General features: G+C 65.1%; 14 protein-coding genes. 7 read left to right on the forward strand and 7 right to left on the reverse strand.

Going from position 1 to position 12,498, the window contains the following annotated elements; translation table 11 throughout:
• Positions 1-7 precede the first annotated feature (7 nt).
• The 5 genes from N2K95_RS12020 to N2K95_RS12040 form a co-directional block, all read right to left on the reverse strand.
• Complete coding sequence (locus N2K95_RS12020; protein WP_260651748.1) at positions 8-175, reverse strand: DUF3117 domain-containing protein; 168 nt, start codon at positions 173-175, stop codon at positions 8-10.
• A gap of 146 nt (positions 176-321) precedes the next feature.
• Positions 322-1,557 carry a hypothetical protein gene (locus tag N2K95_RS12025; RefSeq protein WP_260651749.1) on the reverse strand — a complete coding sequence of 412 codons (1,236 nt, stop codon included), beginning with the start codon at positions 1,555-1,557 and terminating at the stop codon, positions 322-324.
• Positions 1,547-2,125: a DNA-3-methyladenine glycosylase I gene (locus tag N2K95_RS12030; RefSeq protein ID WP_313771084.1), complete on the reverse strand. Its 579-nt coding sequence runs from the start codon at positions 2,123-2,125 to the stop codon at positions 1,547-1,549. The genes N2K95_RS12025 and N2K95_RS12030 overlap by 11 nt, the downstream gene beginning before the upstream one ends.
• Positions 2,122-2,463: a DivIVA domain-containing protein gene (locus N2K95_RS12035; RefSeq protein WP_260651750.1), complete on the reverse strand. Its 342-nt coding sequence runs from the start codon at positions 2,461-2,463 to the stop codon at positions 2,122-2,124. The genes N2K95_RS12030 and N2K95_RS12035 overlap by 4 nt, the downstream gene beginning before the upstream one ends.
• 43 nt (positions 2,464-2,506) lie before the next feature.
• Entirely contained in the window at positions 2,507-3,277 is a 771-nt protein-coding gene (locus N2K95_RS12040) for an LOG family protein (RefSeq protein WP_260651751.1), read from the reverse strand.
• Positions 3,278-3,425: 148 nt separating this feature from the next.
• On the opposite strand from N2K95_RS12040, the gene N2K95_RS12045 reads away from it, so the two are divergent.
• The 4 genes from N2K95_RS12045 (at position 3,426) to N2K95_RS12060 (ending at position 6,832) form a co-directional block, all read left to right on the forward strand.
• The gene (locus N2K95_RS12045) at positions 3,426-4,205 is read left to right on the forward strand and encodes an amino acid ABC transporter ATP-binding protein (protein WP_255790361.1); all 780 of its coding nucleotides are present in this window, start codon (positions 3,426-3,428) and stop codon (positions 4,203-4,205) included.
• A 118-nt stretch (positions 4,206-4,323) separates the two neighbouring features.
• Positions 4,324-5,169, forward strand: a complete 846-nt coding sequence (locus N2K95_RS12050) for a glutamate ABC transporter substrate-binding protein (protein ID WP_260651752.1) — start codon at positions 4,324-4,326, stop codon at positions 5,167-5,169.
• An 83-nt stretch (positions 5,170-5,252) separates the two neighbouring features.
• A complete protein-coding gene (locus tag N2K95_RS12055) occupies positions 5,253-5,930 on the forward strand; it encodes an amino acid ABC transporter permease (RefSeq protein ID WP_260651753.1) in 678 nt (225 codons plus the stop codon).
• Positions 5,927-6,832, forward strand: coding sequence for an amino acid ABC transporter permease (locus N2K95_RS12060; protein ID WP_260651754.1), 906 nt, complete (start codon positions 5,927-5,929; stop codon positions 6,830-6,832). Before N2K95_RS12055 ends, N2K95_RS12060 begins: the two co-directional genes overlap by 4 nt.
• Before the next feature lie 89 nt (positions 6,833-6,921).
• Here N2K95_RS12060 and dapE read toward each other — a convergent pair whose 3' ends face one another.
• Complete coding sequence (gene dapE / locus N2K95_RS12065; RefSeq protein WP_260651755.1) at positions 6,922-8,016, reverse strand: succinyl-diaminopimelate desuccinylase; 1,095 nt, start codon at positions 8,014-8,016, stop codon at positions 6,922-6,924.
• A 30-nt stretch (positions 8,017-8,046) separates the two neighbouring features.
• Here dapE and dapD point away from each other — a divergent pair, with 30 nt between their 5' ends.
• From dapD to galE, 3 genes are all read left to right on the forward strand, one after another.
• Positions 8,047-9,027 carry a 2,3,4,5-tetrahydropyridine-2,6-dicarboxylate N-succinyltransferase gene (gene dapD / locus N2K95_RS12070; RefSeq protein ID WP_260651756.1) on the forward strand — a complete coding sequence of 327 codons (981 nt, stop codon included), beginning with the start codon at positions 8,047-8,049 and terminating at the stop codon, positions 9,025-9,027.
• Positions 9,028-9,040: 13 nt separating this feature from the next.
• Entirely contained in the window at positions 9,041-9,910 is an 870-nt protein-coding gene (locus tag N2K95_RS12075; protein ID WP_260651757.1) for a hypothetical protein, read from the forward strand.
• A gap of 64 nt (positions 9,911-9,974) precedes the next feature.
• Complete coding sequence (gene galE, locus N2K95_RS12080; protein WP_260651758.1) at positions 9,975-10,991, forward strand: UDP-glucose 4-epimerase GalE; 1,017 nt, start codon at positions 9,975-9,977, stop codon at positions 10,989-10,991.
• A gap of 68 nt (positions 10,992-11,059) precedes the next feature.
• Here the strand turns inward: galE and N2K95_RS12085 are convergent, their stop codons facing one another.
• The gene (locus N2K95_RS12085; protein ID WP_260651759.1) at positions 11,060-12,352 is read right to left on the reverse strand and encodes a citrate synthase; all 1,293 of its coding nucleotides are present in this window, start codon (positions 12,350-12,352) and stop codon (positions 11,060-11,062) included.
• Positions 12,353-12,498 lie beyond the last annotated feature (146 nt).

A 12,498-nucleotide genomic window follows, 5' to 3' on the forward strand; every position in this document is an offset into this window, starting at 1 on the left:
TTAAAGGCTAGCCCGTAACGCCCACAAGGCAGTCCTTGAGCTTGCCTGCTTCTTCCACATTAAGCTCAACCACCAAGCGGCCGCCGCCGTCTATCGGCACCCGCAGAATAAGGCTGCGCCCCTCCTTTGTAACCTCCATTGGACCGTCGCCAGTACGTGGTTTCATCGCAGCCATTTCGAGATTCCCCTTTCACAGCGCCCGGTTTACCCGGATCACCTGTAATCCGCTGCCTGCGAAAGTAAAATATCCGCCCGGCAATTGCTGTCATTATTCCGCACAAGTACCGAGCAAACGAAATTCCGTGTGTCGCGTGCCACAAACTAGGGTGGGTAATCCCCTCCGCCGGGTAATTCCGTCCACCGCCACAGCCACACCACCCAGACAATCTGCAGCACCGCGAACGCTGCAGCGACGGTCCCCCGGTAGGCCCTGGACCGGCTGAGCCACGCCGTCGAAAGTGCCAGCGGGAACAGCGGCAGCAGGAGCCGGAACGTACTGGTCTGCGGATTCAGGAACACCAGCAGGTACAGCAGGTAGGCCGCACACCACAGCTGCAGTTCCAGTCCGAGCCGCCGGACCGGTGCAGACATCAGGTAAAGCGCCGCGGCTCCGACGAGCACTACCAGCACCAGGGGCCCGAACAGCGGACCGAAGAGGTACCCGGACATGGTCAGCCAGGGCTTGAACGGGACCAGGTCCCCGAACCGCCAGGCACTCTCGGTATCCGTGTAGGCGCGGAGGTCTCCCGTGGACGCCCAGGCGATGACCGGCCAGGCCAGCGCGGAGAATCCCGCCGCCGCCGCCAGCCCCGTGAGCCGCCATGCCTCGCCGGCAGGGAAGTCCACCCGGTGCCGGCGCAGGAACCGCACGGCCAGCACCACGCCGACGGCGAGCGCGAAGGGAACCCCCACGGGCCGGGAGAGGCACATCAGGGCCACGACCGGGATGGCCGTGAGATAACGGCCGGCCACGAACAGATACAGCGACCCTGCAAGGAGCAGCAGATTCAGGGACTCCGCATAGGGGATCTGCAGGATCGGCGACACGGGGAAAACCGCCACGAAGACCACGGCCCACATCGCAGTACCGTGTCCTGCCCGGAGGCGGAACAGCCGGTAGATGACCAGTGAGGCGGCGAAACCCGCGACCGTGGCAACCACGGGAGCCAGGACGGCCCAGCCCAGGTGCGTGACGGCGTCGAGCCCGCGCACCAGCAGCGGGAACAGGGCGTAGAAGGCCCATTCGTTTTCCTGGGCATTGCCGGCGGCGTCACGCGGCACGCTCGCGGGATAGCCGTCGGCGAAGATCCGGGAATACCACTCGGCATCCCAGATATTGATGAAGTTCCAGTACGACGGAGACGCGCCTCCCCACGGACCTGCCGGCTGGAACCGGGCGGTGGCGGCCAGGACCGCAAAGGAAAAGAGCCGGGCGGCCAGCCACAGGGCCAGGACCTGGACGTACCAGGGCCACCGCTGGACGACGGTGCGGGCACGGTGCGCCGCGGCCTGTGCCCGGTCGTTTGCGGACGGACGCCGGGATGCTTCAGTCTCCATGGCGGACCCAGCAGTCGGCGAGGTGGTCGTTGACGTAGCCGGTCGCCTGCAGCATCGCATAGGCGGTGATCGGCCCGACGAAGCGGAAACCGCGTTTCTTCAGGTCCTTGGCCAGGGCCGCGGAATCGGCCGTGGAAGCGGGGACCTCGGCCGGCGTCTGCGGTGCAGGCCGGTCCGCAGGTGCCCGGTACCGCGCCAGCAGGCCGCCGAGGCTCTCGCCGTCCGGCAGTGCCAGCAGCGCACGGGCGTTGCTGATCACGGCATCGATCTTCGCGGCATTGCGCACAATGCCCGGGTCGGACAGCAGACGCGTCCGGTCGGCGTCGCCGAAGGCCGCCACGGCGTGCGGGTCGAATCCGGCGAAGGCGGCGCGGAAGGCCTCCCGCTTGCGCAGGATGGTGATCCAGCTGAGGCCGGATTGGAAGGCTTCCAGGCTCAGTCGCTCAAAGAGTGCCGACTCCCCCTCCACGGCGCGGCCCCATTCAGTGTCGTGGTACCGCTGGTAATCCTCGCTGGCCAGTGCCCAGCCGCAGCGCAGCCGGCCGTCAGCGCCCGGCACAGCGCTCAATTTCCGCTCCCGCCGGGGACGGTATCCCCTCCGGCCGCTTCAAGCTCGCGGATCCGGGCATCACGTTCCGCGAGCGCTCCGGCCAGCCGGTCCAGCACCGCGTCAACCTGGTCCATCCGGTAGCCGCGCAGTGCCACCGGGAACCGCAGCCGGGCAACGTCGCCGGCTGCGGGATGCTCGGGCAGCAGTACGGGCGGCAGCCGGGGGTCCGGCTCCGCCAGGCCCTGCACGGTATTCAGGACAGCGGTTCCGGACGACGACGGGCGCAGCCGGCCGATGCCGAAGACGGCTGCCAGGCCCAGTACGGCAATGGCAAGGAAGACCAGGAGGAGTGTCACAGGACAATGGTGCCAGACGCCGCGGCTTCCCGGCCGCTGTCCCCTAGGGGGAAACGTGTCCTGCCGCGTCGGCAATCATCAGCCGCACCGCCTCCGCCGGGTCATCCACCACGTGCAGCAGCTTGAGGTCCGCTTCACCCACCATTCCCTCGGCGAGCAGGGTTTCACGGATCCAGCCCAGCAGCGGATTCCAGAAATCGGTACCGATCAGCACGATCGGGAACGATGTGACTTTTTGTGTCTGCACCAGGGTCATGGCTTCGAAGAGTTCATCCAGGGTCCCGAACCCGCCGGGCAGCACGATGAACCCCTGCGCGTACTTGACGAACATGGTTTTGCGGACGAAGAAGTACCGGAAGTTGACGCCCAGATCCACCCATTCGTTCAAACCGGTCTCGAAGGGAAGTTCAATGCCGAGACCTACGGACAGGCCGTCTGCTCCCACTGCCCCCTTGTTGGCGGCTTCCATGGAGCCGGGGCCGCCGCCGGTGATCACCGCCAGGCCCGCTTCGGCCAGCAGCCGGCCAACCTCTTCCGCAAGCTTGTAATAGCGCGATCCGGGGACGCTGCGGGCGGAACCGAACACACTCACCGCCGGCCCCAGCTCGGACAGGGTGCCGAATCCTTCCACGAACTCGCTCTGGATCCGCAGCACCCGCCAGGGGTCGGTATGCGTGAAATGGGCGGAGCCCGCCGTGTCCAGCAGGAAACGGTCCGACTGCGGGGTCAGGGCCGCTCCCCGGCGCAGCTCCACCGGGCCCCGCTTTCGCGGCAGGTCGGCGGGCACGGGACGGGGATCATCACTGATAGGCATGCCTCTAGGCTATCCATGATGACGCCGGTGGCAACGCGGCCGGCGTCATCGCCAGGGTTCGCGCCGGACAGGTTGCGCTTGAGTCACAATTACCTGCCCCGGTGGATCGTGTCACACGCCGGCAATAATCAATGGTTAGATTTTCCTTATGACCAGTGACACATCACCAGGCACATCCGTGCCTGAATCCGCTGCACCGCTTGTTTCGCTGAAGAACGTGAACAAGCATTTCGGGGACCTCCATGTCCTGCAGAACATCAATCTCGATATTGCCCGCGGCGAGGTAGTGGTGGTGATCGGACCTTCCGGGTCCGGCAAGTCGACCCTGTGCCGTGCCATCAACCGCCTTGAGACCATCGACGACGGCGAAATCACCGTTGACGGCGCCGTCCTGCCGTCCGAAGGCAGGGCGCTTGCCAAGCTGCGTGCCGACGTCGGGATGGTTTTCCAGTCCTTCAACCTGTTTGCCCACAAGTCCATCGTGGACAACGTTTCGCTGGGACCGGTCAAGGTCCGCAAGTCCAAGCCGGCTGAGGCGAAGAAGCTGGCCATGGAACTGCTGGAACGCGTGGGCGTGGCCAACCAGGCCAACAAACTCCCGGCGCAGCTCTCCGGCGGCCAGCAGCAGCGCGTGGCGATTGCCCGTGCCCTGGCCATGAAACCGAAGGTCATGCTCTTTGACGAGCCCACCTCGGCCCTTGACCCGGAAATGATCAACGAGGTCCTGGACACCATGGTGGGCCTGGCGAAGGACGGCATGACCATGGTGGTCGTGACCCATGAAATGGGCTTCGCCCGCAAGGCTGCAGACCGGGTGATCTTCATGGCCGACGGCCAGATAGTCGAAGAAGCCACTCCCGAGGAGTTCTTCACGAACCCGAAGAGCGACCGCGCCAAGGATTTCCTGGGCAAGATCCTGTCCCACTAGCAGGTTTCCGGCACTACCAGCTCCACCAGCAGTACCGGGGTTTCACCACTTGGCAGCAACCCTTATGAGGCTAGGAACTCCGCTTTTGCGCGGAGGACCGCAATGCAAGGAGAAAAACATGCGCAAGACCCGATACGCCGCAGCGGCCATCGCCGCCGTGGCAGCACTGACTCTGTCCGCCTGCGGCGGCGATTCCGGCTCCGAATCCGGCAGCTCCGAAGGCTCCGGCGAGAAGATCCGCATCGGCATCAAGTTCGACCAGCCGGGCGTGGGCTTCAAGGACGGCAACGCCTACACCGGCTTCGACGTCGACGTCGCCAAGTACGTGGCCAATGAGCTCGGCTACCCGGAGGACCGGATCGAGTTCATCTCGACGCCCTCCCAGCAGCGCGAAAACATGCTCGAGAATGACCAGGTTGACATGATCTTCGCTAGCTACTCCATTACGGATACCCGCAAGGAGACGATTGCTTTCGCCGGTCCGTACTTCGTGGCCGGGCAGGACCTTTTGGTCCCGTCCGACAGTGACATCGGCGGACCCGAGGAGCTCGACGGCAAGACCCTTTGCTCCGTGACCAGTTCCACCTCCGCCCAGAAGATCAAGGACAACTACGCTGCGGGCGTGAACCTGCTGGAACAGCCCAGCTACGCCGAGTGCGTGACCGCCATGCAGGGCGGTTCCATTGACGCGGTCACCACGGATGACATCATCCTTGCCGGCCTGGCCTCCACCGACGCCAACAAGGGCAAGTTCAAGGTTGTCGGCAACACCTTCTCCGAGGAGCGCTACGGCGTCGGCCTGCCGAAGGAAGAAGGACTCGTCACGTGTGAAGACATCAACACCGCCATCACCAAGATGGTGGAAGACGGTGCCTGGGACGAAGCCATCAAGAAGAACACCGAGGGCGTCGACTACACCTTCAATGCAGAGCTGAACCCGCCGAAGACGGACGCCTGCGCCTAGTTCATTCCGTTCCACCCTGCGCGGGGAAGCCGGCACTGCCGGCTTCCCCGCTGCGGGCTTCTCCCACCATAAAGAGGTGAAACATGGAGGGTTTTACTGCCCTCTTCGAGCAGTACGACGTCGTCGGCGCTTTCTGGGTGAATATCCAGCTCGCGTTCTGGGCGGCGCTCTGGTCGCTGATTCTCGGTACCGTCCTGGCGCTGATGCGGATCTCCCCGGTCCCCAGCCTGCAGTGGTTCGGTGCCGCCTACGTCAATATCTTCCGCAACACACCGCTGACCATCATCATGGTGTTCGGTTCGCTTGCGCTGTGGTCGCAGCTGAACGTCAGCCTGTCCAGCGACTTCACCACGAATTTCTTCCGCCTGGCCGTCCTGTCCCTGACCATCTACCACGCGGCGTTCTTCTGTGAGGCGATCCGCAGCGGTGTAAACACCGTTCCGCTGGGACAGGCCGAAGCAGCGCGGGCCATCGGTCTGGGCTTCCTTCCGGCGGCACGGATCATCATCATGCCGCAGGCCTTCCGCGGCGCCATCGCCCCGATCGGCAACGTCCTGATCGCCCTGGTCAAGAACACCACCGTGGCCGCAACGGCCGGCGTTGCCGTGGAAACCTCCAGCACGATGAAAACAATGATCGAGTTCTACCCCAACCTGATGACGCAGATCTTCCTGACCTTTGCCATCGGCTACGTCATCATCGTTATTCCCATCGGCCTGCTCACCACCTGGGCCTCGAAGAAACTGGCGGTGGCACGATGAGCGCACAGAACGTCCTGTTTGACGCTCCCGGGCCCAAGACCCGCCGGAACATCAGAATCGGCAACATCCTGGGTGTGCTGCTGATCGCAGCGCTGCTCTGGGTGGCAGTGTCCGGGTTGGCCGAGAAGGGCCAGTTCGAGGCAGCCAAGTGGACGCCGTTCCTGGAGTGGGGCACGTGGGAGTTCTACATCCTCCCGGGGCTGCTCTCCACCTTGAAGGCCGCCGCCGTTGCCGTGGTGACGTCCATTGCCTTCGGCCTGCTCTTCGGCATCGGGCGTCTTTCGTCCTTCAAGCCGATCAGCTGGATCTGCGGGATCGTGGTGGAATTCTTCCGCGCCGTTCCCGTGCTGCTGATGATGGTGTTCTTCTACCAGTTCCTCTCCAAGTCCACGTCCGTGGAACCGGCGCAGGTCCCGTTCTTCGCGGTGGTCATTTCGCTCACCCTCTACAACGGTTCGGTAATCGCGGAGCTGGTCCGCTCCGGCGTCTTCGGTCTCCCGAAGGGCCAGCGCGAGGCCGGCCTGGCCATCGGCCTGACGCCGGGACAGTCGCTGCGCACCATCGAGATGCCGCAGGCCCTGGTGGCCATGCTGCCGGCCCTGCTGAGCCAGTTCGTGGTGATCCTGAAGGATTCGGCCCTGGGTACCTTCATCGGCTACACGGAACTGCTGGAGTACGCCCGCCGTCTGGCCTCGGGAGAGGGCAACATCCTGCCCGCCCTGCTGGTGACCGCGGCGATCTTCATTGCCATCAACTGGCTGCTCACCTTCGCCGCCCAGCGCCTCTCCCGGCGCCTGGGTGCGCGGGCCGGCAAGGTCCTGAAGATTGAGGACACCATCGAGCCCGAGGGCATCGAAGCTCCGGTACCGGCTGCCGCACCGGCAAAGGGTGCGGCCCAATAGCCCCACCCTGAGGCAGTCTGCACAAAGAAAAAGGAGGGGACCGGCACGGCCGGTCCCCTCCTTTTCTGCTGCTTCCCTGCTGACCGTAGCTAGCCCAGCCAGGACTTCAATGCACCGAGGCAGTCCCGGATGGCGGAGGCAGACACGTGTTCGTTGTCGGTATGGGCCAGCAGTGCGTCCCCGGGTCCGAAATTCACGGCGGGAATCCCCAGCGCACTGAACCGGGCGACATCGGTCCAGCCGTATTTGGGCTTCGGCTCGGCACCCACGGCGGCCACGAAAGACGCAGCAGCGGGCAGGTTCAGCCCCGGCCGGGCACCCGCCGCCGCATCGGTGCGCACGACGTCGAACCCTGCCAGCAGCTCCCGGACGTAGGCTTCGGCTTCCTCGATGCCCTTGTCCGGGGCGAAGCGGTAATTGATTTCCACGGTCGCCTCATCCGGAATCACGTTGCCCGCGGTCCCTCCCCAGATCCGAACGGCATTGAGGGATTCGCGGAAATCCAGCCCCTCCACGTTCACCGTGACCGGAGAGTGGTCGCGCAGCCTTACCAGGATGTCCGCTGCTGCGTGGATGGCGTTCTCCCCCATCCAGGCGCGGGCGGAGTGCGCGGCGCGGCCGGTGGTGGTGGCGTGGAAGCGCATGGTGCCGTTGCAGCCGCCCTCCACAGTCCCGTTGGTCGGCTCCAGGAGAACGGCGAAGTCCGCCTTCAGCCACTCCGGATGGCTGCGCTCCAACCGTCCGAGCCCGCTGAGCGAGGCATCGACTTCTTCGTGGTCGTAGAAAACGTAGGTAACGTCCCGGGCCGGTTCCGTCAGCGAGGCCGCCAGGGCCAGCTGGACTGCCACCCCGCCCTTCATATCGGTGGCGCCCCGGCCGTAGAGGAGCTCGCCGTCCCACGCCGAAGGCACGGTTCCGCGGGATCCCGGCACCGTCGGCAGCGGCACGGTATCCAGGTGTCCGGCGAGGATCACCCGCTCCGCCCGCCCCAGCCGGGTCCGGGCCACCACGGAGTCACCGTCCCGGGATACTTCAAGGTGCGGGTAGGCGCGGAGGGCGGTTTCGACGGCGTCGGCGAGGGCGGTTTCGTTGCCGGAAACGCTCTCGACATCCATCAGGGCCGCCGTCAGGTCTGCCACATCGCCGGTCAGGTCCAGGGGGATCACAGCTGCGTCAGTCACCATCCCACAGTACCGCTCGGTAGACTGGGGCTCATGACTTCACGCTCTACCCCCACCCCCGCCGACTCCGACAACGCCGGCCGCACTGCCTCAGGCCTCGGCCTGGCCACCGTCACTTCCGACGGTGTTGTCCTGGATGTCTGGTTCCCCCGACCCCTGCTGGGCGCCTCCGTTCCCGACGAGGAGCTGCAGGCTGATCTCGAGGCCGCCGCCGAAGCCATGGCCGACGGCATCCGCGGCACCTACGGCGAAGTGCTCGCCACCGAGATCGACCTCGACGCCGCGCCCGCAGATACAGCGGACGCGTACCTGCGCCTGCACCTGCTTTCCACCCGCCAGGTAACGCCGAACAGCATCAACCTTGACGGCATCTTTGCCGCCCTGCCCAACGTGGTGTGGACCAACCACGGCCCCTGCGCCGTGGCCGACTTCGAGGCCGTCCGCCTGCGGCTGCGCAGCCGCGGCACCGTGACCGTCTACGGCGTGGACAAGTTCCCCCGCATGACCGACTACGTGCTGCCCTCCGGCGTCCGCATCGCCGACGCCGGACGGGTCCGGCTGGGTGCGCATCTGGCCGAGGGCACCACCGTAATGCACGAAGGCTTCGTCAATTTCAACGCCGGAACCCTCGGCACCTCCATGGTTGAAGGCCGCATCTCCGCCGGCGTCGTGGTGGGCGACGGAACCGACGTCGGCGGCGGCGCCTCCATCATGGGCACCCTCTCCGGCGGCGGCAAGGAAAAGATCACGCTGGGCGAACGCGTCCTCCTGGGCGCGAACTCCGGCGTCGGCATCAGCATCGGTGATGACAGCGTCGTGGAGGCAGGGCTGTACGTCACGGCCGGCACCCGGGTCAGCGTGCTGGACAGCGACGAGCCCCGCCTGGTCAAGGCCGCCGAGCTCTCCGGCGTTCCGAACCTGCTGTTCCGCCGCAATTCCGCCACCGGCGCCGTGGAGGCCCTGCCTCGCAACGGAAGCACCGTGGAGCTGAACTCCGCGCTGCACGCGAACTAGCGGCCCTGTCACCATGCAACTGCTCCAGCAGCATGAGACGCGCAGCTTCCGTGTGCTGCTCCTGCTGCTGGTGCTTTGCCTGGCCGCATTCGCCGCGCTGTTCGCGGTATCCGCCCTGACGGGAAAGAAGGAGGCGCCGGTGATTGCCGAACGCTGCGTCGCCGTCGTGGGCGGCGCCGAATACCGGCTGACGCTCGAGCAGGCGGCACATGCCTCGACTATTTCCGGCGTGGCGGTGGCCCGCGGGCTGCCGCCGCGCGCCGTTTCGATAGCCCTGGCCACGGCACTGCAGGAATCGGGCCTGCGCAACGTGGATTACGGTGACGACGCCGGCCCGGACTCCCGCGGTCTCTTCCAGCAGCGTCCGTCCCAGGGCTGGGGCAGCCAGGAACAGGTCATGGACCCCTTCTACGCCGCAAACGCGTTCTACAACGGGCTGGAGCAGGTGCCCGGCTACCTGGATCTCCCGATCACGGAAGCAGCACAGACCGTCCAGCGCAGCGCCTTCCCTGATGCCTATGCCAAGCACGAAGGCCCTGCCCGGGCCTTCGCGTCCGCCCTCACCGGGCAGACCCCCGCAGCCCTGTCCTGCACCCTGCACACCCCTACTGCCACCGCTGATCCCGCGCAGAGTGCTGCCGCCGTCGAGGAAATCTACGGACCGCTGAACGGTTCCGTGCTGGGACCCCTCTACCTGGCCGACGTCGAGGGCGCCTACGGCTGGTCCGTGGCGCAGTGGTTCGTCGCCAATGCCAAATCCCTCGGCATCGAGTCGGTGGCCTACGAAGGCCGGACCTGGCACCGGGGCACAGCCGTCTGGGAAGAGTCGGATGCCGCCGCAGGCCAGGTCGCCGTCACCGCATTCACCCTTCCGGCGGACTAAACCGTCCGTGTCTTCGGCCAACTACGCTGCGGATCCCGCTGCGGAAACGTTTAGGCTTAGGACCATGCGTATTCTAGTCACCGGTGGCACCGGTTATATCGGATCCCACACCACTCTCGCCCTCCTCGAAGCGGGCCATGACGTGGTGGTCGTGGATAACCTCCTGAACTCAAGCAGGGAATCCCTCCGGCGGGTCCAGGAGCTGACCGGCTGTAAGGCCGAGTTCATCCAGGCAGACCTGCTGGACAAGGCCGCACTCGACGCGGCCTTCGAAGGGCGGTCCATCGACGCCGTCATCCACTTCGCCGGTCTGAAAGCCGTGGGCGAATCCGTGGCCAAGCCCCTGTACTACTACTCCAACAACGTGGTCGGCACCATCAACCTGCTCCATGCCATGGACCGCCACGACGTCCGGACCATTGTCTTCAGCTCGTCCGCAACCGTTTACGGTGCGTCCGAAGAGGTTCCCCTCACCGAGGACTCCCCCATGGACGCAGTGAACCCGTACGGGCGCACCAAGGAGCAGATCGAGGACATCCTCAGTGATCTGGGCGCCGCGGATCCGCGCTGGAGCATTGCCCTGCTGCGGTACTTCAACCCTGCCGGTGCCCACGAATCCGGCCGGATCGGTGAGGACCCCACAGGCGTCCCGAACAATCTGCTGCCGTTCGTGGCACAGGTTGCCGTGGGCCGCCGCGACAAGGTTATGGTTTTCGGCAACGACTACCCCACACCGGACGGCACCGGAGTCCGCGACTACATCCATGTAGTGGACCTCGCCGCCGGCCACCTGGCCGCCCTGAACTTCCTGGGTGAAGCCCCCGGTGTCCACCGCTGGAACCTTGGCACCGGAAACGGTTCTTCCGTCCTTGAGGTCCTGACCGCCTTCTCAGCCGCGGCCGGCAGGGAAATCCCGTACGAGTTCGCCGCCCGTCGCCCCGGGGATGCCGCCGTCAGCTACGCGGACCCCGCCGCTGCACACGCGGACCTGGGCTGGCGTGCCGAACGCACGCTGGCGAGCATGTGCGAGGACCACTGGCGCTGGCAGAAGAACAACCCCCAGGGTTATGCCGCCGAGTAGTAAATAAACAAAAAGGGAAGGTCCCCGGAATTCTCCGGGGACCTTCCCTTTTTCTCTTTCCAAACAGATCAGCGCTGCGGGTAGTTCCGCTCCGGCGCGCCCGTGTAAAGCTGGCGCGGGCGGCCGATCTTCGTCTGCGGATCCTGCATCATTTCGCGCCACTGGGCAATCCAGCCCGGCAGGCGGCCAATGGCGAACAGGACCGTGAACATCTTCTCCGGGAATCCCATGGCCTTATAGATCAGGCCGGTGTAGAAGTCCACGTTCGGGTACAGCTTGCGCTCGATGAAGTAATCATCGGCCAGGGCCTTCTCTTCAAGGCGCATGGCGATGTCCAGCAGCTCGTCGTTGCCGCCGAGCTTGGCGAGGATATCGTGCGCCGTCGCCTTGACGATCTTGGCGCGCGGATCGTAATTCTTGTAAACACGGTGTCCGAAGCCCATGAGCTTCACACCGTCTTCCTTGTTCTTGACCTTCTCCATGAAGGTTTCCGGCTGCATGCCGGTGGACTGGATGTCCCGGAGCATGTTCAGGACCGCTTCGTTGGCGCCGCCGTGCAGCGGGCCGAAGAGTGCACTGATGCCGGCCGAAACGGACGCGAACATGTTGGCGTTGGAGCTGCCGACCAGGCGGACCGTGGAGGTGGAGCAGTTCTGCTCGTGGTCTGCATGCAGGATCAGCAGCAGGTCCAGGGCCTTCACCAGGTCCGGATCCACGTCGTACGGCTCGGCAGGCAGGCCGAAGGACAGCCGCATGAAGTTCTCCACCAGGTTCATGGAGTTGTCCGGGTAGAGCATCGGCTGGCCGATGGACTTCTTGTGCGCGTAGGCCGCGATCACGGGCAGCTTCGCCATCAGGCGGACCGTGGAGAGCTCCACCTGCTCTTCATCGAACGGGTCCAGGGAATCCTGGTAGAAGGTGGAGAGGGCGCTGACCGCAGAGGAGAGCACCGGCATCGGATGTGCATCGCGCGGGAACCCGCCGAAGAAGCCCTTGAGGTCCTCGTGGAGCAGGGTGTGGCGGCGGATGCGCTGGTCGAAGTTCTCCAGCTCGGTGGGCGTCGGCAGTTCCCCGTAAATCAGCAGGTACGAGGTCTCGAGGAAGCTCGAGTGCTTGGCCAGCTGCTCAATCGGGTAGCCGCGGTACCGCAGGATGCCCTGGTCGCCGTCGATGTAGGTGATCGCGGAGGTGGTGGCCGCCGTGTTCATGAAGCCGGGGTCAAAAGTGACGGTACCGGTCTGCTTCAGCAGTTTGGAAACGTCGAAGCCGTTGTTTCCCTCCGCTGCGGCAACGCGGGGCAGTACAAGCTCGTCTTCCGGGTTTGGCCCGTACTGGAGCTTGGCACTTGGTTGCTCAGTCATTAATTCTCCTTTAGGAGTTTTCGAAACCGCCGCTATGTACATCCGCTTCCGGCGGACATAGTGCATTCCACTAAACTATTTCGCTAAAACGCTACCGGTTTCAGTGCCCTTACCACTAATCGGGGCGGGCACTGTTGTACAAGCGC

Origin of the sequence: Arthrobacter zhaoxinii (assembly GCF_025244925.1) — a bacterium.
Taxonomy (GTDB): Bacteria; Actinomycetota; Actinomycetes; order Actinomycetales; family Micrococcaceae; genus Arthrobacter_B; species Arthrobacter_B zhaoxinii.